Annotated in this window: 18 protein-coding genes; 5 read left to right on the forward strand and 13 right to left on the reverse strand. The window is 33.0% G+C overall.

Annotation, left to right across the window (positions count from 1 at the left end):
- Window positions 1-133 precede the first annotated feature (133 nt).
- Window positions 134-1,612 (reverse strand): DUF3644 domain-containing protein, encoded by a 1,479-nt coding sequence (locus AMQ68_RS19980; RefSeq protein ID WP_054512353.1) that lies wholly within the window; start codon window positions 1,610-1,612, stop codon window positions 134-136.
- A 645-nt stretch (window positions 1,613-2,257) separates the two neighbouring features.
- Here AMQ68_RS19980 and AMQ68_RS19990 point away from each other — a divergent pair.
- Window positions 2,258-2,638: a group III truncated hemoglobin gene (locus AMQ68_RS19990; protein ID WP_054512355.1), complete on the forward strand. Its 381-nt coding sequence runs from the start codon at window positions 2,258-2,260 to the stop codon at window positions 2,636-2,638.
- A 408-nt stretch (window positions 2,639-3,046) separates the two neighbouring features.
- Complete coding sequence (locus AMQ68_RS19995; protein WP_054512356.1) at window positions 3,047-3,460, forward strand: hypothetical protein; 414 nt, start codon at window positions 3,047-3,049, stop codon at window positions 3,458-3,460.
- 108 nt (window positions 3,461-3,568) lie between these two features.
- Here AMQ68_RS19995 and AMQ68_RS20000 read toward each other — a convergent pair whose 3' ends face one another.
- The 11 genes from AMQ68_RS20000 to AMQ68_RS20050 form a co-directional block, all read right to left on the reverse strand.
- Window positions 3,569-4,639: a calcium:proton antiporter gene (locus tag AMQ68_RS20000; RefSeq protein WP_054512357.1), complete on the reverse strand. Its 1,071-nt coding sequence runs from the start codon at window positions 4,637-4,639 to the stop codon at window positions 3,569-3,571.
- A 65-nt stretch (window positions 4,640-4,704) separates the two neighbouring features.
- The gene (locus AMQ68_RS20005; RefSeq protein WP_185113411.1) at window positions 4,705-5,043 is read right to left on the reverse strand and encodes a DUF6122 family protein; all 339 of its coding nucleotides are present in this window, start codon (window positions 5,041-5,043) and stop codon (window positions 4,705-4,707) included.
- A gap of 36 nt (window positions 5,044-5,079) precedes the next feature.
- Window positions 5,080-6,318, reverse strand: coding sequence for a hypothetical protein (locus AMQ68_RS20010; protein WP_054512358.1), 1,239 nt, complete (start codon window positions 6,316-6,318; stop codon window positions 5,080-5,082).
- A gap of 3 nt (window positions 6,319-6,321) precedes the next feature.
- Window positions 6,322-8,391, reverse strand: coding sequence for a hypothetical protein (locus AMQ68_RS20015; protein WP_054512359.1), 2,070 nt, complete (start codon window positions 8,389-8,391; stop codon window positions 6,322-6,324).
- A gap of 15 nt (window positions 8,392-8,406) precedes the next feature.
- A complete protein-coding gene (locus tag AMQ68_RS20020; protein WP_054512360.1) occupies window positions 8,407-9,075 on the reverse strand; it encodes a hypothetical protein in 669 nt (222 codons plus the stop codon).
- Between the two features lie 56 nt (window positions 9,076-9,131).
- Window positions 9,132-9,842: a DNA alkylation repair protein gene (locus AMQ68_RS20025; RefSeq protein WP_054512361.1), complete on the reverse strand. Its 711-nt coding sequence runs from the start codon at window positions 9,840-9,842 to the stop codon at window positions 9,132-9,134.
- Window position 9,843: 1 nt separating this feature from the next.
- A complete protein-coding gene (locus AMQ68_RS20030) occupies window positions 9,844-10,500 on the reverse strand; it encodes a DUF4919 domain-containing protein (RefSeq protein WP_054512362.1) in 657 nt (218 codons plus the stop codon).
- Window positions 10,501-10,521: 21 nt separating this feature from the next.
- Window positions 10,522-11,802 carry a sodium:proton antiporter gene (locus AMQ68_RS20035; protein ID WP_054512363.1) on the reverse strand — a complete coding sequence of 427 codons (1,281 nt, stop codon included), beginning with the start codon at window positions 11,800-11,802 and terminating at the stop codon, window positions 10,522-10,524.
- 15 nt (window positions 11,803-11,817) lie between these two features.
- Window positions 11,818-12,447, reverse strand: a complete 630-nt coding sequence (locus tag AMQ68_RS20040) for a DUF4919 domain-containing protein (RefSeq protein ID WP_054512364.1) — start codon at window positions 12,445-12,447, stop codon at window positions 11,818-11,820.
- Window positions 12,447-13,673: a GTPase HflX gene (gene hflX / locus AMQ68_RS20045; protein ID WP_054512365.1), complete on the reverse strand. Its 1,227-nt coding sequence runs from the start codon at window positions 13,671-13,673 to the stop codon at window positions 12,447-12,449. The genes AMQ68_RS20040 and hflX overlap by 1 nt, the downstream gene beginning before the upstream one ends.
- Window positions 13,674-13,981: 308 nt before the next feature.
- On the reverse strand, window positions 13,982-14,416 hold the full coding sequence (locus AMQ68_RS20050; protein ID WP_054512366.1) for an META domain-containing protein: 435 nt from the start codon (window positions 14,414-14,416) through the stop codon (window positions 13,982-13,984).
- An 86-nt stretch (window positions 14,417-14,502) separates the two neighbouring features.
- On the opposite strand from AMQ68_RS20050, the gene AMQ68_RS20055 reads away from it, so the two are divergent.
- From AMQ68_RS20055 to AMQ68_RS20065, 3 genes are all read left to right on the forward strand, one after another.
- Complete coding sequence (locus AMQ68_RS20055; RefSeq protein ID WP_054512367.1) at window positions 14,503-16,695, forward strand: S46 family peptidase; 2,193 nt, start codon at window positions 14,503-14,505, stop codon at window positions 16,693-16,695.
- A 58-nt stretch (window positions 16,696-16,753) separates the two neighbouring features.
- Window positions 16,754-17,734, forward strand: coding sequence for a hypothetical protein (locus tag AMQ68_RS20060; RefSeq protein ID WP_123905743.1), 981 nt, complete (start codon window positions 16,754-16,756; stop codon window positions 17,732-17,734).
- A 335-nt stretch (window positions 17,735-18,069) separates the two neighbouring features.
- Window positions 18,070-19,287: a spondin domain-containing protein gene (locus AMQ68_RS20065; RefSeq protein ID WP_054512369.1), complete on the forward strand. Its 1,218-nt coding sequence runs from the start codon at window positions 18,070-18,072 to the stop codon at window positions 19,285-19,287.
- 84 nt (window positions 19,288-19,371) lie between these two features.
- On the opposite strand, the gene AMQ68_RS20070 is transcribed toward AMQ68_RS20065, so the two are convergent.
- Window positions 19,372-20,964 carry a hypothetical protein gene (locus AMQ68_RS20070; RefSeq protein WP_054512370.1) on the reverse strand — a complete coding sequence of 531 codons (1,593 nt, stop codon included), beginning with the start codon at window positions 20,962-20,964 and terminating at the stop codon, window positions 19,372-19,374.
- Between the last annotated feature and the right edge of the window lie 39 nt (window positions 20,965-21,003).

The raw sequence follows: 21,003 nt of genomic DNA on the forward strand, positions 1-21,003 counted from the left end.
AAGTTTAAACTATTTAAATTCTCAATTTCGGCACAAAATCTAACAAATAGTTCAGCCATTTTATCATTTTTTTCTTATTCATATATTAAAACTATTCTGTTATAGATGTTTACATTAAATAAAATAGGCGATTTTAACAAAGGTTATTATTAAAATATTTTTTAAATTCTTCTAATAATTCAGCGTTCCCGATAATTTGATCAGCGTACGCCAAATAGTCTAATTCTCTCAACGCAGTCTTTTGGTCGGCTTGACCTGAAAAAAAATCAAAACATTCTTTTGACAAGGTCGATTTTGATAATTTGTTATCATTCATAAAATCTGAGTAAGTTTGTGATAGAAGCATCTTGCCAGACGAGGACTTCAAACATTTTAATATGGGATCTGTTTGCTTACTTTTAATTAGCTCTCCCAAAGTATAAAAGTAATCAGGTTTTTGAATTTGATCTTTAAACTTTTTCTCAAATGCATTAGCTAAAATTTTCGAAGCTTCTTCACCAAGTAAAACTGAAATTTTTACAAGATTTAAAATTTTTGGAGACTTAGATTGTTGAAAAATCTCATACAATAGATTAGCAGCAATTTTCGAGGGAAGTTTAATAAACCAAAACATGAAGGGAGCATAAAAATCAAGCATAGCTGTTTTTGCTAACATTTCAAATATGTCAATATTAAAATTAACATGTTGTCGCTCAGAGTAGATTCGGTAATACAATTGAATTCCAAGCATAAACTTGGATTTATCTTTAGATAAAAGTTTATTTGCATCGACAATATTGTTTATTTCATCAAAAATTCCATCTTGCAATTCCTCGTAATATATAGAACCTGTCGCCAAAATTTTATCGCGAGTTAAAACAAGTTTTTCGCCTGTTTTGCTGGCAATAATATTTTGAGTTTGTTTTATTGTTGATACAGTCAATTGATTTTTCCGTGAATTATCGATACCAGCTATCAAGTCAGCATTTGTTATTCTTGAAACATTCGTTAAACTCATTCTAAAATCAGAGAAAATAGTTTCGTCAATTTTTTCATCATTTAACCGACGAGAAGCATCTACTATTGTATGTAAAAATTCTTTTAATTCTACTGATGCGTTGGTATTAACTGATATATTTGAAATATAGTCAATTGGCGAAACAGGGCGTTTAAAGCCTATAGGTAATAATATAAGATTGTTATCTTTTGTAAGATCAATTTTAAAGTGTACTTGAACAAATTTGGAATAGAAAATTATACTTTTACTAATTAACGAGAACAATACAGGATTTAGTTCTTCAATAAAAAAATGTGCAACTTGATTTCTATATTCGTATAATACTTTTAAATTTTCTACCGTTGGATTAAATTCTTTACCTATTTTTTCAACTGTAATATTTAAGCAATTATCAAATTGCTTTGTGGTTCCATCTTCATGAAAAAGTTTTATTTTTTTATGATATTTATACAGATAGGCCTTTAAAATTAGTTCCCAAGCATTAAGAATAAGGAGAACGACAGTTTCATACCGATATGACATTATTGGCTTATTGTGAATTTCAATTGCACTGAACATTCCGGAAACAGAATTATTCAAAAGATTTTTTGCTATTGGTGACCTCCTTTTTTTCATAATTTGGAAGATTTTATACTATCATACAAATTTCATAATGGATTAATTATAAAACTTCACTTATTATCAAATGTAGTTTATCAGTAAATGTAATAATAAGAATTTATCTACTCTTACGGCAATCCGTATTTCTACTGAATTTATACATATTAATTGATTAACTATTTCAATACTTTATTCGGCATTTTTTCAGGTCTTCATCTGTATGATTATCCAGAATTTTAGCATCTCTGTAAAATATTGCCTTTGTCACTCCGAATGGCTTGTAAATTTCTTCTGCATGTTTCCTCAGATCCTTATATATAAAGAGCGTAGTGGCAATAATTTGGAAATTGTTTCTGCTATTAATTGATAATGATGCCATCAGGTTTAAAAAGAGTCGTTCACTTAGCGTAGAAGTGTCAAGTCCATGGTTTATATTAATAATATATCCTAACAAAGTTAACATACAATCTCTAATGCTTTTTAAAAAAATTAAAAGCATATAAAGTTTTAGTACTAAATATTTTAGTTATCAAAAGATAATTATCAAAAAAACTCTTAGTTTTCAGCGACTTACACTCATTACTAAAACAAACTTTTGATAATGAAATTTATCAACACAGCGATTGAATTTTTAAATTGATTTTACACTACATTTGAAAGATGAAAAAACTGGAATCAAGAGAAGACATTGAACATCTTGTGAATTCTTTTTACACCAAAGTAATTAAAGATGAAACCATTAGCTTTTTCTTTAATGATGTAGCCAAAGTAGACTGGGACAAACATTTACCTAAGATGTATTCTTTTTGGGAATCTATCCTTTTCGGACAAATGAGCTACAAAGGGAATCCAATGGCAGTACACTTCCCTATCAATGAAATGCAGGCCATGGAAAAAAAGCATTTCGACCAATGGCTTGAATTATGGAAACAGACCATCGAAGAAAATTTCGTGGGTGAAAATGCCGATATGGCTATTTACAAATCCGAAAACATCGCCAAATTAATGGCTTACAAAATGGAAATGGCGAGAAAACTTTAATGAGTAAAAAATAATTACCGTAAAATTCTATTTCTATACATTTATCAGCATCATTTTCTGTAAAGAAGATCTATTTTTTTTCATGTTTGACGAAAATAAAATTCATTTTTCTCATTATTTTCCCCTTTGAAAATACAAATCTCAAGATGGTTTTTTAAGCCTCAAAATTATGTTTCCCTTATTTTAAAGCTATTACAGAATATAGCCTAATCAAGAAAAATAAAATATATCTCCATTTCGTTATATTTTGTAAATAATTGATTTTTAGGTATTTCTACTGATGCGCGATGTGTTTTTAATCTCTAGCTTTACCCTATCAAAATTACTACAGACGTCTCAATAACCAAATTTTGACTGCGGTCTCCGAAAAGCACTTAGAGTAGGAAATTAAAAAAAACCTTAGAAATCATGGAACTAACTAAAGAAAACGTAAAAACTGCTACAGTAGTATTATTACAAGCTCAAGGAAAAGAAATCGGAAAATTTTTAAGCCATGGAAATGGAGATGTATTTCTTCAAAATGGTATTAGAGGATTAGGTGAAGTCTTTATTCTTGAAACTTTATCAAATAATAGAGTTGCATTAAAATGCATCAGCAAAGAAAATGGATTATACCTAAGCCATGCTTTTGATAAATTATGGCTACAAAACGGAATCCAAGGAGAAGGTGAAGAGTGGGAAATGAAAGTACATAGCCCAAATAAAGTTTCTTTTAATTGTTGTGGTAAAGAAGTTGGAAAAACTCTTAGCCATGCTTTTGATAAAATGTGGTTACAAGATGGCTACCAAGGAGAAGGTGAGCTATGGGAAAAGCAAGATTAAGCCAGACATAAATAATTAAATAAAAGGACTACAATCTAAGCTAAGATTGTAGTCTTTATTTTGTTCATTCACTTTTATAAGATGGAAATGGCGAGAAAACGTTAATAATTAAGGGACAATTACCGTAAAGATATACGCTGCTAAATTCACCAATAACACCGTTCCGTACAGAATGTTTGTTTTTCCTCTACTTAACGACAGCATTACGATAAACACGGATAAAGAAAGCAGGATAATATCTTTTTTATCTAATCCCAATACGAAAGGAATATCATACATAATACACACCACAGATACCGCCGGAATCGTTAAACCAATACTTGCCAAGGCAGAACCTAATGCTAAGTTTAAGCTTGACTGTATCTGGTTGTTTCTCGCTGCTCTTATTGCTGCAACACACTCAGGAAGTAAAACTACCGCAGCAATAATAACTCCTACCAATGATTTTGGAGCACCCACGCTTCTTACCATATCTTCAATAGTTCCGGAAAGCCCTTTTGCCATCAAAACAACAATAACAAGACAGATAACAAGAAAAGCAAAGCTGATAGCCGTAGCGAATTTTGTTGGAATGTAATGCGAATCTGAGTCTTCATCGGTAATAATAAAATAGTTTCTATGTCTCACGGTCTGTACCATCAGAAAGACTCCGTAGATCACCAAACAGGCAATAGAAACAAAGATCAACTGGGCTTTATTATAGAAAGGCCCGTTAACGCTCGAAGTAAAATTAGGAAGTACCAAGGTTAATATCAAAATAGAAACAATACTCACCAAGTAAGTGGTTGCCGAAGTTCTCGCAAAAAACTGCTCGTAATACTTCACTCCTCCTATTAAAATACAGATTCCTATAATTCCGTTCAGAATAATCATTACTGCGGCAAAAACCGTATCTCTGGCCAGCGTGATGGCATCATCTCCACCAGCAACCATCAATGATATAATTAATGCGACTTCAATAATGGTAATACATAATGCCAGGATAATGGTCCCGAAAGGTTCTCCTACTTTATGAGCTACCACTTCTGCATGATGCACTGCCGATAAAACACTTCCAGTAAGCAAAATACCTGCAATTACATCATAAACAACACCGCCGCCCATTAATCCGGAAAAGTAATAAATTACCGCCAGAACAGGAAAAATATACGTATAATGTAAAAATTCTTTTAATTTCATAAGTGTCAACAAAATACAAAAAATCTATTGAAATTCAAATATCAAAAGAAAATATTAATCATATTTTAATGAGGCCAGAAGTAAAAGTCTTGAAAATCTGTCAGCATATGAAACAAAAGTCCTACCCCAATAATTCTGATATTCCCTTTAAAAAATAGCAGCAAAAAGTACACCGCAATGGCATAATAAGAATGTAAAAAATGAAAACCTATACTTCCTCTATTCGGATCAAAAATAGGATGAGCAAATAAATGATCGGCATCCACCAACATGGTTGCTAATAGAATAAAATACGCTTTTTTCCAATTTTCACGAAAAAAAATCAACGCGATAAAAACCGGAAAAACCAGATGTAGAAAGTAATGCGTACCTGTTTTTATCAAAGAAATATCTGAAGGGCTCATCAATCATTAATCATTTTAGACGTTCACAAATAACAATTACCATCTTAAAATTGAAGGTAAGTTTCCTTTCTTAGCCTTACATTTTATATAATAATCTTGTCCTTTATTTCCATAAAAAATATAATCTAAATTAGAAATCATATTTTTCTCAGTATCTGTTAAAGTACTTAAAGAAGAAGACAGCAGCATGCTATTTCTGACGAAGATATAGTTTTCTTTTAAATTGGGAGATGGGGGTATGGGTTTTCTGGTAGATTTTATTTCAAATCCGTTTTTGGTTTCAGCAATTGTATTGGGCTGAAAAGGAATGATGGTAAATTGATGTTGAGCGTTGATCCATTTTTTATGCACAAAGTATTGCCATGTTATTTCAGGAACCGCAGTTTGAAGATTGATTACATAATTCGGTTGAACAATTTTCTGATACGTCTTTTTCTCTATTTCATTAAAATTATCATCATAGCCGTAACTAAGAATAGTGTCACTCACCTGCTCTAGCTCAATACTTGCTTTTATGTAATTAATCTGTGAAGAATCTGCGATGCTTTTATTAAAGAAAGAAGTGTATTTCTTGATGTTTTGAGCATCTAATTCCATTTCTAAGAAAGCATTTTTCTTCTCCAGTTTAGATAGGATTGAAGTAAAGCTATCTGAATTCGATCTATTTTTTATTTCAATATCACCTGCATTTAATTCAATAGAAAAATTCTGAATCTTTTGTCCAGAAATAAAAGAAATACTTCCTGCCGTATTTTCAATAAACTGACTGGCATTAAAAACATTTTGCCTAGAAGACTGAAACAATTGATTCTGAATGTTTTCAAAATCTGAATTAGAAGTTCCCAAAATACAATGATTCCCTTCTATTTTGATAAAAAAATGATCTTTTTGAAAGAGATTTCTCCCTTTATCTATGAATTTCTGCTTGTTGAGAAAGGCTAAAAATTTTTGTTGATCTTTCAATTTGATCACAGAATACCAATTCGAAAATTTGGAGTTTTTGACATGAAAAATTTGCAAAAAATCTGGAATTTTAATCCCCGAATGTTGCAAAGAAATTCCTTCTTCATGGCTAGCCTCACCTCCAAACCATTGGGAAGGATGCATTATAAAGCTAGAAACATATTGTCTCGTTAATTTTTTCACATCAATTATAACTACTACATCTGCATTTTTAGGCACAAATTGTAACGTCTTATCTTTATGATAAAACACAAAATAAATAGCAATGCCGAGTACAATAACTAACGGGACAATAAATCTCTTTTTATTCATTGATTATAGTGTTTTCAAAGCTTTTTCAGGTTCTTGCATGATTTTGTATGCTTCGTCAAATAGATCGAAGAAATACATCAAACTGTTATCAGAAGAATCTTTAATATTATAATCTATTTCTGTTTCTATGCTTTCGCCCTTCACCTCTGTTTTGTAATACAATTCCCCTACATTTTTTCTAAACAAATCAAGCATCTTTTTTTCAGAAGTACTTTTGAATTCTTTTTCCATCCCGATTAAAAGCTTCTGAATATCAAGTCTTCCCGACAAAGGATATTTAGCCGCATCTTTTGCCCATTTTTTAGACCCTTCAGATTGATCTTTAGGAATAATACTATCGGTTGAGGTTGTAAGGTATACAATTCCGTCTTTTACGGTAAAGAACATCTGATCAAGGTATCCATTATCTTTAGGATCTTTGAAAGAATAGAATTCTCCTTTTTTCGTAAATTTTTTCGACAGCTTTTTATTCGTAATCAATAAATTAAAGACACGATTCCAATAGTCTTCATTTTCTGTAGCAAAAGCAAAAGTGAAATTAGGAACCACGACATCTTTTGTTTTCTTTACTTCTTTTTCGTTGTAGTCATCATCGTAATCGTAATCTGTGTAGTCTACTTTTTTAGATTTCAATTCATTCAATACAAAAATTCCATTTCCTGGAGCAATTTTAGCAATGGCCTCTTCATCCAGAACAATTTTCATGGTTTCCATCATCAGCTCCATTTCTTTCTGATATTCTCCATCTCCCAAATCTTTAAACAGACTGTAGACCATGTCAAAACTTTTCGCTCCGTTTAAATTAACAGAATAATACCCAAGACTTTTATCATTAATCAACGCAGTCAGTTTTTTATTTTTCCTGCCTTTGTAAACAGCAGCAATCCCTTTTTGAACCTCTGCATCTTTATGCTGATAATTGTTAATCAGTTTTACTTTGTCTTTGTCAAAATACAAATTGTATGAAGAGTTTGAATTATAAATTTTCTGGAAAAACTGAGCATAATTATAGGTCTTCATGAGCTTCCCGTAAATTCCTTCATTAACGATTCTTCCGTAATCGGTGTATACAAAAACATCTGCATTAACATCTCGGAAAGCCAACATCTGCTGAGGAACCTCAAGCTCTAAATTCGAATTAAAATATTGATCAAACGAATCTTCAGCCAGCTTTTTTACCACCTTGAATTTTTCTATTCGTATGGAATCCATTTCCTTTTGAGCATCCGGATCTATTGCATACTCTTTATTTTCCATCTCCTCATCATTAGCGGTAGGATCTTCTTTTACAGCCTCATCTTCAGAATATACGGTGTCTGTTGTACTTTTCTTTTCTTCCGGATAGGCATGATGCTTTTGCAGGTATTTAATATCTTTTTGGATTCTTACAATCTCATTATTATTGTCTTTAATATTTTCTTTTAAATATTTGATATCTCCTTTTAATGATTGTATCTCTTCTTTATAGTCAAATGGTCTTTCCGGCTCTGCAGCATAAGCAGTATCTACCACCACTGCCGAACTGTCAACAACAGCCACTGCGCTATCTACCATCACCTCATCAGCCCAAACATTTTTGTATGGTTTTGTGTAGTTGATCACGCTTACAACAGCACGGCTTCCATTCCAGGCAACAAAAATATCATCATCAATATCAACGTATGAATATTTGCTTTTCTTAGTAATTTCCTGTCCGCTTTTTTTGGTAGAATTAATAAATTCCTGAAACTTTTCTTTATTATCTAAAATAAAATAAGCCGTATAAGCCTGTACCGAATCATTGAAAGTTCCGTAATGATATTGTGTTCCGTCATATTTAATCCCTGTTTTGGAGTAATCATTCCAAGAGGGTTTCTCTTTATTCTCTTTGTCTTTTTTATGCTTCTTTTTGCTGATCTCCTGTAAAAAAGGATTGAATTTGTCCCAGCTTATTTTCTTATTAAGCTGTTTTCCGTTGATTTCCATATAAAAGGCCGCATCATTGGGAATCTTCATCTTTTGTTGTGCAAAAACAAGCACAAAGCCAAAGAGTAAAAGCGTAATTTGTTGTGTTTTTTTAAAGATAGATTTCATATTTTATAATTGAAATTATTGGAAAAGGATGGTATTTTGAATTTGTTTTTTCTGAAGAATAAAATCTAAAACATTGGCGTCAAGCTTCACCGCTTTTTTATTCGGAGAAAGCGCATAAGAGCTGTTGGTTTGAGATTTTATCGTGTTTTCGAATTGCAACACAGAAGTATATTTGGCGTTATTAAACACCTCTTTATCTGCAGTACTCATTTTGTCGTAATCTGTTTTAAACGTACTGACTTTATTTCTGGTAAATGATTTTTTGTCAAGGCTCTGACTGTAAATTTGTGTAGGAATCATTTTACCGAGAATGTTTTTCGCTTTTAACTGCTCTAATCCGGCATTGATATTTTCAATTTTCTTGAAATTACAGCTTAGTTTGATGACATAATTATCAAAATCTACGCTTGTTTTTACGTTGCTGATCCCCGGAGTGGCCTTAAAAACCCTTGAAGCTTCATTAATTTTATTTTCAATTTCAGGCTTTTTAGGGATTTTTTTTCCATTCACCGTTTCCATTTTAGAGATAGAAGCGAGCCTGGTTTTGTTTTTACTAGCGTTTAGAATAACGCTGTATTCACCTGTTCCATCAGCTTTTACATTGACTTTCTCTAAAATATCGAAACAACTCGTTAACAGTAATAACGGAAGAAGCAGCATCAACTGCTTGAGAAAAATTTTCATGACTTAGGTTTAAAAAGCAAAACTACTTAATTCTAATGTATTAAGTAGTTTTATTTTTATATTCTCCCTTTAAGATAATCCTGTCGTACTTCTTCATCCAACTTTTCTATTGAATATCGAAGACAGGTTCGTGGCATTTCTTTATAATAGGTATTTAGATATTTGATGAGTTCGGCTTCATTTTTCTCGCCCATTTCTCTTAGCATCCATCCGTTTGCTTTGTGCATCAAATCGTGGGGATGTTTTAAATTGTGGGTTACAAATTCTTTTGTCAGATCAAATTCTCCTTTTTTCACATAGTGCATTGTTCCTACCACCGCAATTCTTTTGTGCCACATTTCATCTGAATTGGAAAGCTTTCTCAACAAGTCTTCTTTCTGATTTTCAAAGGCATATCTGCCTAAGATCTTATAGCAAGTAGAATCTACCAGATCCCAATTGTTAACATACTGCAAATGATTCAGATAAAATGTTACCACTTCCTCTTTTACTTTTGGATCTTTTGTTTTTTCAAACTTAGAAATCAACATAAATAGAGCGGTAAGCCTATGTTCATGGTATTTTGAAGAAAGCAATTCGCCCAGTTCCTCTAAAGAAATTTTAGGATAATATTCTTTAGCTACACTCCTTTGATCAGGAACTTTTACCCCTAAAAACAAATCTCCTTCTCCATATTCACCTTTTCCGGTTTTAAAGAATTTTGGAAAAAATGCGGCCTTCTCAGGAATGGATAAAACGGCTAACGCTTCTTGTATTTCTTTTACCATATTAATCAAATCTAAAGCCTCCTACTAATTTTACGTAAATCTGTTTCTTTCCCATTGAATACATTGTAAGGGTACTTCCGTCCGGCAACATTTTTATATCTTGTTTAAAATCTCTTATCGTTCCGTAACCTCGTAAATCATCAATTTTTTCAAGAACATGTCCCGCCCAAATTACACATATAGGAGAATCTGCTGAATCACCTGTTCCACTATTTTTAATTGTATTTTCGATAGCAGCATATTGATCTTCAACCAATTTACTCTTAATTTTATCTCCTAAAGCATTATAAATATTAGAAAGACCAATTAATATATTTTTATCAAAAGGATATTTGGAATAGGTTTCTTCTGCTTTAGCAACAATTTTTTCAGCTTTACTTTTAGATAAGCTTCTTTTTGAAGCAGGGTTCCAAATTTCTTTAGACTCTTTATTATAGACAGACAAATCGTAGTCTAGCTTTATAAAACGACTTCCGTAATAAAGCTGGCTCATCTCTTCCTGAGTGAGTTTTGAAGGATCTTTTTTAAAGACTTCCAAATAATCGTAAAAATATTTCTGCGGATTTTCTGTGACGTTTTTTTTTATTTCATCAGTATTAATCTGGGAAAAATAAGTTCCAAAAATCAACAGAAAGAATACATAAAAAATCTTATTCATTTTTAAATAAATTTCAATCAATTAATGTTTTTCATCTGAAGCCATACTTTCCAGCTCCTCTTCTTCTTTTGCAATCTTGTTCGGATTGGCAACTTTCGCAATCGTAAGCCCTTGAACTATAATTGAGAATACCACTACACAATAAGTGATACTTAAAATAATTTCACTGAACTCACTTTTAGGAATAGACATGGCTAATGCAATGGAAACACCCCCTCGGATTCCTCCCCAAACCAATACTTTTACGGTTTGTGGACTAAAGGTTGTTCTCATAAATTTGGTAGGTCCCCAAATGGATATCACTCTCGCCAATAAAACAATAACAATAGCCACTAATCCCGGAACGATAAAATGCTTAAGGTCTTTGATCATTAATAATTCAAAACCAATGAATAAGAATAATACAGCATTCAGAATTTCATCAATCAACTCCCAGAATTTAATAAGATAATCCTGCGTGATGGATTTCATTTTAAACCTTACATTAAAATTACCCATGAATAAACCTGCTGCAACCATTGTTAACGGTCCTGAAATATGCATCTGTCTTGCAATAAGATAACCGCCCATGACCACAGAAAGCGTTACCAACACTGAAATAATATAATCATCTACCTCACGCATCAATCTGGAAGTTATCCAACCTAGAATAACCCCTAGAAACAATCCGCCTCCGGCTTCTTTTAATAATAAGAGCCCAATACTTTCAATACCTAAATCTACCTCTTTCCCGATAGCAACTTGTAATACGACTGAGAAAACCACAACCGCCATACCATCGTTGAAAAGAGATTCTCCCGCCACTTTCGTTTCTAATGATTTGGATACATTAGCCTGCTTTAAAATACTTAAAACAGCAACAGGATCAGTAGGTGAAATTAATGCTCCGAAAAGAAGACAATATATAAAAGGTAAATGAATTCCTAAAAAGGGCAATATATAAAACATCCCAAATCCTACAATAAATGTAGAAATGACGACTCCCACCGTTGAGAATATCAAAACAGGACGAAACTGTTCTTTAAGATCATCAATATTAATATGAATACCTCCCGCAAATAACAGGAAATTAAGCATCGCACCCATCAGAACTTCAGTAAAATCGATACTGTTCATCAGGTCATTAAGATGTCCGAAGGTTCTTGGTAAAACTGCTTCCCCAAAAGAAACCAGAAATATAGAAACCACAATGGCAATAACCATAATACCGATGGTACTCGGAAGTTTCAAAAACCGGTGATTAAGATAGGCAAATATTGATGCTAGAACGATTAAGGCTGAAAATGAATAATATAACTCCACTAAGTTGTTTTTTAATTAAAGGTCTAAATAAAGTACTTTGATATAAATTTTATTGTCGTCTTTTTCCCAAATATCATACATCCCGTCTTTTGAGGATTTAGAACCTCTTGTGTAGTCTTGTCCTATATTCAGCATGTTCAAAAGAATATATTCATCCCCAACAGAATTTACAGCATATGCTGTTTTTTCAGATTTACCGTCTCCAGAATTTTTTATCGCATCTGCAAGCAGACGGAATTGGCTCAGATGATGGGTAAAATTACTACCATCTTTTTTTTGATCATACGCACGGAGCAAAATAAGAAGAACATCCAGATTCGTAGGATCTTTATCATAAAGAGCCTTGCCCTGTTTTATACAATCGTCAAAATTCTGATTCTTAAAAGATTCTGCCAGTTGTTTAAAATCATCATCATTGGTAGAAACCTTTCCATCTCTGAAATTTCTGCCGTAATAAAGATATTGCGCTTCAATACTATCCAAAGATCTTGGATAGCCTTTGTATTTGAAGATCAGTTTTTCGTAAGTGTACGGAGACTGTTTATTCGTAAGACTTTTTTCAATACTTTTAAAATCGATTTTTGATTTTTGGCTATAACCAAAAACCGAAATAAAAAGAAGTAAAAGGAAAAAGTGATATTTCATTAATCTTTGTTTTCTTCTTCCTCATCATTTTCGAAATACTCGAAAAGGAAATCATTGTAAGGAAATCTCGCAATATGAATTTTCATGACCTCATCATAGATCATCTTTTTCATTTCCGGGAAGTTTTCTTTCGTTAAAGCAGAAATAAAAACCGTTGGATGCTTAGATTTACCCATCCATGTTTTTTGCCACTCTTCTAACGAAACATTTTTCTTGGTAGACGGCGTTAAATCGTCATCCTCTTTTTTATCATAACTGAAATCATCAATTTTATTGAACACCATGATCATCGGTTTCTGATGCGCATTGATCTCCATTAACGTATGATTTACAGATTCTATATGATCTTCAAAACTTTCATGAGAAATATCTACCACATGAATCAACAAGTCTGCTTCACGCACCTCGTCAAGAGTAGATTTGAAAGATTCAACAAGTTGGGTTGGTAATTTTCTGATGAATCCTACCGTATCTGTCAACAGGAAAGGTAAATTACCGATCACTACTTTTCTTACCGTAGTGTCCAGTGTTGCAAATAACTTGTTTTCAGCAAAAACGTCAGATTTTGACAACGCATTCATCAAGGTAGATTTCCCCACATTGGTATACCCTACCAAAGCTGCACGAACTACCTTTCCACGATTGTTTCTTTGGGTAGCCATTTGCCTATCGATTGTTTTCAACTTCTCCTTCAATAAGGAAATTCGGTCACGGATGATACGACGGTCAGTTTCAATTTCCGTTTCCCCGGGACCTCTCATCCCGATTCCCCCTTTTTGACGCTCCAAGTGAGTCCACATTCTCGTCAATCGAGGTAAAAGATATTGATATTGCGCCAATTCTACCTGAGTTCTTGCATAAGAAGTCTGTGCTCTTTGGGCAAAAATATCAAGGATAAGATTGGTTCTGTCTAAAATTTTTACTTCTATTTCTTTTTCAAGATTTTTAAGTTGGGAAGGAGATAGTTCATCATCAAAAATGACTGTTCCTATCCCATATTCCTTAACATATTCTTTTATTTCCTGAGCTTTCCCGCTTCCAATAAAGGTTTTGGAATCCGGTTGGGTTAATTTTTGAGTAAAGCGTTTTTGTACGGTAGCTCCCGCTGTAAAAGCCAAAAACTCCAATTCATCCATATATTCCGTAAGCTTATCTTCATCTTGGTTTTGAGTGATAACACCCACCAAAATAGCTTTTTCGTAATTATGTTCTTTCTTGTCTAGCATTAAATTCTATCTATGTTTGTAAGATTTACAAGTTACCATTTTCAGGAGAAAAAACAAAATCATTTTTTACATATCCTAAGATTTTAATGTTAATTTAAGTTTATCATACATTTGATTTATAGATTTTTAATCACTTAATGACGCAAATTTTTAAAAATCATACTCATTTTTTTTAAATTTATCGTAAAAACTAACAAGCAAAGAATCACGACTGCGCATATCAATCAATCTGAAACTAGAGAAACTCTTGCTTCGTTTGATTGAGCTGAGAACCAATTATTCAAAAAAAGACTCATAAAAGGTGATTTTTAATCCCAGTCCGCAGCTACAAATTTCATTGAATTTCCATGATCATCGGACAACGTAAGAAAATGCCCTTCAACAGAATATTTCGTCATATTTTGAAAGCTTTTTGAAAATTCGGTTTCCAACTCCATATTTTGACACGCTTTCATGGTACCTCCTACTCCTGAAATTTCTACTTTTCCATTGTTTTTAAATGCGGATGTAAAGAACATATTGTTGCATCCCATAAAAGCACTTCCCCGGATTTTCCCGTTTTCTTGAGCAGCTGTTAGATTGATCCCTGCTTTATCTTTAACTAATTCATTTTTAGTAAAATTACCAAAAGAAACCAGCATCCATTCTCTTTGAATAGGTGGACTTTTAACCTGCGCTGTTGAACAATTAAAAATTAAACTTAATAACAAAACAGCAAAAACTGATAGTAGTATTTTTCTCATAAAGGGTAGAATCCCATTTTCATACCATTCGCAGGCAGAATCCCATAAAAATTAGTAAATTAGCGTCACAAAAATTATGTTATAAAATGAAAAGACTATTTCTACTATTTACCTTCTTGTTGGGCTTTGTCCAGATGAGGGCAGATGAGGGGATGTGGCTGTTAATGCTCATCAAAAGATTAAATGGTGTTGACATGCAAAAAGAAGGTTTGCATTTAACCCCTGAAGAAATTTATTCAGTAAACAACTCAAGTATGAAAGATGCTATCGTAAGTTTCGGTGGTTTCTGTACTGGGGAAATTGTTTCTGACAAAGGACTTATTTTCACAAACCACCACTGTGGTTATGGTGCTGTTGCAGCAGCTTCTACTCCAGAAAAAGACTATTTGAAGAATGGTTTCTGGGCAATGAAGCAGAAAGACGAATTTAATGCAAAGGATCTTTACGTAAGATTTTTAGTGAGAATGGATGATGCTACGCAAAGAATCAATTCTAAGCTAAACAATAAAATGACCGGAGACGAGAGAAAAGCGGTGATTGATGCTGAAACTAAAGCAATCCAGTCTGAAAACTCTGAAAACGGAAAATATACAGTAGTTGTAAGAGACTTCTTCAACGGAAACGAATTCTACTTTTTCGTTTACCAAGATTATAAAGACATCAGATTAGTAGGTGCACCACCATCTTCTTTAGGGAAATTCGGAGGTGATACAGACAACTGGGAATGGCCAAGACATACTGCAGACTTTACGGTTTTCAGAGTGTATGCTGATGCTGCAGGAAACCCTGCCGAATTTGCTCCAACAAACGTTCCTTTAAAGCCTAAACATTTCTTACCTGTTTCTCTTAAAGGAGTTAAGCCTGGTGATTTCTCAATGATCATGGGTTACCCTGGAAGAACAAACCGTTACCTGACTTCTTACGGAATTCAGCAAATGGTTGGTAAAGATTACCCGGCTTGGGTTACCGCTTCTAGATTAGCAATGGATGTTATGAAGAAGTACATGGATAAAGATAAAGGAACTCAATTGAACTATGCTTCTCAGTATGCTTCAGTAGCAAACTACTGGAAAAACAGACAAGGAACAATTGATGCTGTTGAAAAAAACGGAACTATTACTGACAAACAGAAGATTGAAGACGTTTACAGAAAATGGTCTATACAAACCGGAAACGAAGCATATGATGGGGTTCTAGAAGATATTGAAACGTATTACAAGCAGGTTTCTACAAGAAATGTTGAGAGAAACTATATGTCTCAGCTTTCAAGAAACTCAAAATACATCAGTGTTGCTTTCCAATTAGGTTCTGTGCTTAAAGCTTACGCTGCACAAGACATGCAGGGAAGATTGGCAATGAAGCCAAAAGTAGATGCTGCTGTAAAAGCTGCTTACGAAAACATCAATACCAACTTGGAAGGTGAAATGCTAACTTCAATGGTTAACCTTTACCAGACTAAAGTAGATAAAGATGTAGCTTCTGCAACTATTATGGGATTAGATGCTAAGAATTTATCAAACATTGCTTACTCATCTATCTTCGCTAATAAAACTTCTGCTACCAACTTCGTTTTAAACCCAGATGCTTTAAAACTAGATGCAGATCCGCTTCTTAAGATCGCTAACAGCTTAGCTGCAGACCAAAAAATGGCGGGAGAAAGATTCGCTAAAGTGGATGACAATTTTGCTAAAAACAACCGTTTATTCTTAGCTGGTTTAATGAAATCAATGCCTGAGAAAAAATTCTATCCTGATGCTAACTCTACAATGAGATTAACATACGGAACGGTAGATAAATTACCTATCAGAACAGACAGAAACTATTTCGGTGTTACTGATAACTATTATACAGATATGGCTGGTCTTGTAGGCAAATACAAGAAAGGGGATGAAGAATTTGATCTTCCACAAAGAGTAATTGACCTTTACAACATGCAGGACTTCGGTCAGTATGCTGATGCTAAAGGATACATGCCTGTAAACTTCTTATCAAACAATGATATTACAGGAGGTAACTCTGGTTCTCCGGTAATTGATGGAGATGGAAACCTTATCGGTATCGCATTCGACGGAAACAGTGAAGCGTTAAGCGGTGACATCGTTTTCGAACAAGAATGGCAAAAAACAATCAACGTAGATGTTCGTTTCGTTCTTTGGACAATCGACAAGTACGCTGGTGCAAGAAGATTGATTGACGAGTTAAAATTAGTAAGAGATGAAAATACTCCTGCTGACACAAAAACAAAAGTGTTAAAAACTCCAACTACAAAGAAAAAATAATCTTCATTGAATATATTTTTGAAAACCGTGAAAGTTATCTTTCGCGGTTTTTTTATTTTTGATTTTAAATAATAAATGGATGAGTGAATTTAGCCACTTTTCAGATGAAAATGTAATTGATACTTTCTTAGTGTATCGATATAGTGAAGGATATAACCAAGTACTTCTTGAGGAATTAAAAAAACGCAATATTGAAATTAAAAATTTTGATACCGATGAGGGATATATAACTTCTTTCATTAGATCTTTCTCAAGGGGATGGCAAAGAGAAATCAAAAATATGTTTAAGGAACTTCAGTCATTAGGCTGGAATAAATTGATGCATATTGAAGCTAAAGAGAAGTGGGGTCGTTTTCATTTTTCAGGAGGAAATTTATCCCTTGAATTATCAGAAGTTATTAATAAGTATAAAGAATTAATTAATGATACCTGCTCAAGGTGTGGAAGTAAAGATCATGTTCAGGAAAATGGAGCTGATTGGATAGAAGTTTTATGCCGAAAGTGTACACAAAATGACTTAAAAAAATTGGTTATTCATGAGATTTCTGAAAAAGGATTTATTTATTATAATATTAAAAGCTCAAACAATGTTTTCCTATGGCAAGACGTTGATTGTATAAATTTAAATTTCTCAGAAGAAGTACAATCTATAGATATCACAATGAACAGAATAGTTGAGATATTTTATGATGTTGAAAGCAAATCATTAAACTTCCATCTTTTCAGAAATCTAAATTTTCTTAAACTCTTGCAAAGTATTCCCGAAAATACCCTCTCCTCTTTTGAATTAGAAAAAAGAAAACATTTTTTGAATAGTCTTAAAAAATGTCATTTCTGTGAAAAGAAAACAGTTTATTCTAGCTCTTGCTTATTATGCACAGAAAGTTTAGACAACATTTTGTCAGGAAAAAGACAGCAATATTTAAAATTTTATAATAATATTCCGGAAATAATAAAAGAGAAAAAACAAAGTGTTCAATATTATTTAGAATACTGGAATTCCCAGAATTTCTTTTTTAAAAATGATTATTTTTTATAGTTAAATGTAAATCAGATCAAAATAATTCCAAATAAATAATCTTCATTGAATATATTTTTGAAAACCGTGAAAGTTATCTTTCGCGTTTTTTTTATTTAACACCATCATCACTCATTCAACTATAAACCAACTAAATAACAACAAATAAATTAATCTTTATTTCGATTTTAAATTCCAATTATTAATAATAATTAACACCTAGAAAAGCAAATAATACCATAGGCGCCAATAGATTTGTGGGTACAGAAATATTTTTTTCAAAAATTTTTGTCAGGATTTCAAAACACTTCCGACTATAGCTATAGAAAAACAATTTATAACTTAAATAATATTTTATGAAAAAGAACATCTTTAAAATTGCTACGTTGGCCGCTGGTATTATCACAACATTTGCACTTACCTCTTGTGACAACAATGATACGATGGAAATTCCTTCATCAGAAAAAACAATTACCTTCGAAAACGTAGTAGCTCCCAAAGATTTCGTTGAAAGCGGAAGTTTCAAAGGTACAACAGCTCCTATTATTACACCGGGACAATCTGTTTCTATTAAATTTAGTGCAGGAAAAGCACAGTCATTAATGTTTGCAACGATGTATGGAGCATCAAAAGACTGGTTCTTTGCTTCTCAGCAACCAGGAATCAAGTTATTTGACAACAACGGAAACGCCATTACCGGAGATGTATCTTCACAAGTTCTTTTGTGGGATAACGGAACTAAAGACAATGTTTCAGGACAGCCGGAAAGCAAGCCTATCGCACAAGTTCCCGGTGTAACCGCTTCACAATTGATGAAATTAAACCTTGCGTACAATGATGTTTCTTCTGAATTTACGTTAACGATCACCAACACCTCAGCAGGTACAGGACATGAAACTCCTTTCTCTCCGGGAGTTTGGGCAGTTTCTAACTATAATGGTTCACAATTATTAAATTCAGCTCCATTCTTTACTCCAAATGCCTTATCTAATCCTGAGATCACCGATATAGCACAAATGGGAGATATCACTAAAATGGTTACAAGCCTAAATGCCAATACTAAAGTAATGACAGGACTTTCTCCTGCTTTGGTTGTGGTGTATAATGGAGATAAAAATCCAATTTATGAGCTAGGGCAATTAGATGCAGGAAAAGGATTAAAAGAAATTGCACAAATGGGAGATGTAAACAAACTTCAAAATAGCTTAAAAGCTTTACCAAACGTAAAAGGAGTTTATATTGCAGGAAATGCACCGGTAGCGCCTGGAGCTAAAGTAATGACTAAATTCCAATCAAATCCGGGAGACAAAATTGCGTATGTAACGATGTTTGGGTTCTCTAATGACTGGTTTTATGCTAACGAACAAAGCATCGATGCTAATACAAAAGGTGATCTAACTTCAAAAACGACATTGTTTGATTCAGGAACTGGAATTGATCAATATCCTGGAGCAGGAAATCACCAGGCTTTATTTGGAGGAACCCCTCAAGCAGAAAGTAAAGTGATTGCAAAAGTAGGAAATGTATTCCCTATTCCTGCCGTACAAAATGTGTTGAAAGTAACGATTAATTAATCATAAACAGAATCTTCAAAAAACAATAAAAAATAGCGTTTAGGAATGTCCTAAACGCTATTTCTAGTATACTATATATTACTATTAAACTTTCAATTCTGCTTTGAGATACTGGGATGCACCATTATTCTTTACTGTAAAATATCCATCATAATGAGTAATCTCTACCCCTAATTCATTAAAAACTTGTTTAAAATGACCTGTTTTTTGGGTACCATTTACGTTTCGATGCCATAAAAATTGAGCAAACTCTCCGCTGGCATTATGCATCATCAATATTCCGATTGTACTTCCAAACCCAAATGGTTCAATAGCAACATCAAGACTTTCATTATTCGCAAATTGTCTTCCAAATAAATTAATAGATCCATTTAGATAAGCTTCCGTTTTTTTACCATTCGTTTGCCATGTATGCTTCATATAATTTGAAGTAGTGGAATCATTACTTATAGGCGTTGCAGCTAATTGATGATCTCCATTCTCAAAATATCCACCATGAAAAACCTGAGGTCTAAAGATGATTGGAACATTCCATTCGGGAGAGATGTTTGCTCTTTCTAGATCAAAATCTCCAATAAATTCAGAAGATTCACTTATAGGAGTTCCTCCTTGCTGTGATGGGATATACCTCCATGCATTTCCACTGTAATTAATGTTTTTTTGAGTGGAGTGGAACGTATCTGTAGTACTCTTGTCTGAATTAATTCTAACAGCATGTAAAGTTCCAATATAATTCCCTGTGATTGAAATTCCTGCTACATGATGCAGTTTAATAGCCTGCATAGCACCTCTATAAAACAAATTGCCTGCAATATTAATTCCTGCAACAGTTTCATCAACAGGATTTACAGTAGAAATATAAGTATCAACTTTATTTTCATTATATCCTTCGAAATAATTCCCCGTGATATTAATTCCAAAAGCACGGTCTAAAATTAATCTTCCTGAAGCATCTTCAAAGCTACACCCAGAAATATTTCCTCCTGTTGTTGTATCAATAATTTCCGATGGAATACCTGCTCCATGAACCTTCATATTGGTTACATCAAAAGCATTCGTTGAGTCATGAAATTTAAAAGCCTGATATACTGATTGAAAATACACAGAATTAATTTTGGTAAAATAACAATCACTTAAATCAAACCCTAACTTCATCCCATCAAAACGACAATCTGTAATTCTTAAATAATGACTGGAACTTGCTTTAAGGAAAGTCTGAGCTGTTGGTGTATTCCCCGAAATAAAGTTTTTGATATGAATGTTATGAGCATCATATATATTGTTTGAATTATCAATATTAAAAATTATTATATCTGTCCCTACTCCACTTGAAAGCACACAGTTTTTACCATCAATAATTAAATCTCCTCTCTCAATATTTAATGTAGAATTGGTAATCACTTTTTCAAGTCCATAGAAAGCAACTTCATTTATTTTTTTACTATCCTTAATATCTAGAAGCATTTGTTTCAGAGCATCACTTTCGTCCGTTCCATCACCTTTTACTCCCCACCATCTTACATCGGCAACTTCAAACATTCTTTCATATTTGTAATTTCCAATGTTTTTTTTGAGTACATTGTTAAGCGAGCTATCTGCTGCTCCAATTTTTTTCCAAGAGTATTCTAATCCTGTATACTCATCTGCTAATAAAATAAATTCGTCTGGTGTTGGCATTTTAATATTTTTTTGATTTTGGTTATGTAAGAAGAACAT

Origin of the sequence: Chryseobacterium sp. ERMR1:04 (genome assembly GCF_001297705.1) — a bacterium.
Taxonomy (GTDB): Bacteria; Bacteroidota; Bacteroidia; order Flavobacteriales; family Weeksellaceae; genus Chryseobacterium.

Bases quoted from the DNA above. Each gene is read 5' to 3' on its own strand.
- AMQ68_RS20055 (WP_054512367.1), top strand. From the start codon at position 14,503: ATGAAAAGACTATTTCTACTATTTACCTTCTTGTTGGGCTTTGTCCAG.
- AMQ68_RS20040 (WP_054512364.1), bottom strand. From the start codon at position 12,447: ATGAAATATCACTTTTTCCTTTTACTTCTTTTTATTTCGGTTTTTGGT.
- AMQ68_RS20065 (WP_054512369.1), top strand. From the start codon at position 18,070: ATGAAAAAGAACATCTTTAAAATTGCTACGTTGGCCGCTGGTATTATC.
- AMQ68_RS19995 (WP_054512356.1), top strand. From the start codon at position 3,047: ATGGAACTAACTAAAGAAAACGTAAAAACTGCTACAGTAGTATTATTA.
- AMQ68_RS20025 (WP_054512361.1), bottom strand. From the start codon at position 9,842: ATGGTAAAAGAAATACAAGAAGCGTTAGCCGTTTTATCCATTCCTGAG.
- hflX (WP_054512365.1), bottom strand. From the start codon at position 13,673: ATGCTAGACAAGAAAGAACATAATTACGAAAAAGCTATTTTGGTGGGT.
- AMQ68_RS20000 (WP_054512357.1), bottom strand. From the start codon at position 4,639: ATGAAATTAAAAGAATTTTTACATTATACGTATATTTTTCCTGTTCTG.
- AMQ68_RS20070 (WP_054512370.1), bottom strand. From the start codon at position 20,964: ATGCCAACACCAGACGAATTTATTTTATTAGCAGATGAGTATACAGGA.
- AMQ68_RS19980 (WP_054512353.1), bottom strand. From the start codon at position 1,612: ATGAAAAAAAGGAGGTCACCAATAGCAAAAAATCTTTTGAATAATTCT.
- AMQ68_RS19990 (WP_054512355.1), top strand. From the start codon at position 2,258: ATGAAAAAACTGGAATCAAGAGAAGACATTGAACATCTTGTGAATTCT.
- AMQ68_RS20005 (WP_185113411.1), bottom strand. From the start codon at position 5,043: ATGAGCCCTTCAGATATTTCTTTGATAAAAACAGGTACGCATTACTTT.
- AMQ68_RS20020 (WP_054512360.1), bottom strand. From the start codon at position 9,075: ATGAAAATTTTTCTCAAGCAGTTGATGCTGCTTCTTCCGTTATTACTG.
- AMQ68_RS20050 (WP_054512366.1), bottom strand. From the start codon at position 14,416: ATGAGAAAAATACTACTATCAGTTTTTGCTGTTTTGTTATTAAGTTTA.
- AMQ68_RS20030 (WP_054512362.1), bottom strand. From the start codon at position 10,500: ATGAATAAGATTTTTTATGTATTCTTTCTGTTGATTTTTGGAACTTAT.
- AMQ68_RS20015 (WP_054512359.1), bottom strand. From the start codon at position 8,391: ATGAAATCTATCTTTAAAAAAACACAACAAATTACGCTTTTACTCTTT.
- AMQ68_RS20010 (WP_054512358.1), bottom strand. From the start codon at position 6,318: ATGAATAAAAAGAGATTTATTGTCCCGTTAGTTATTGTACTCGGCATT.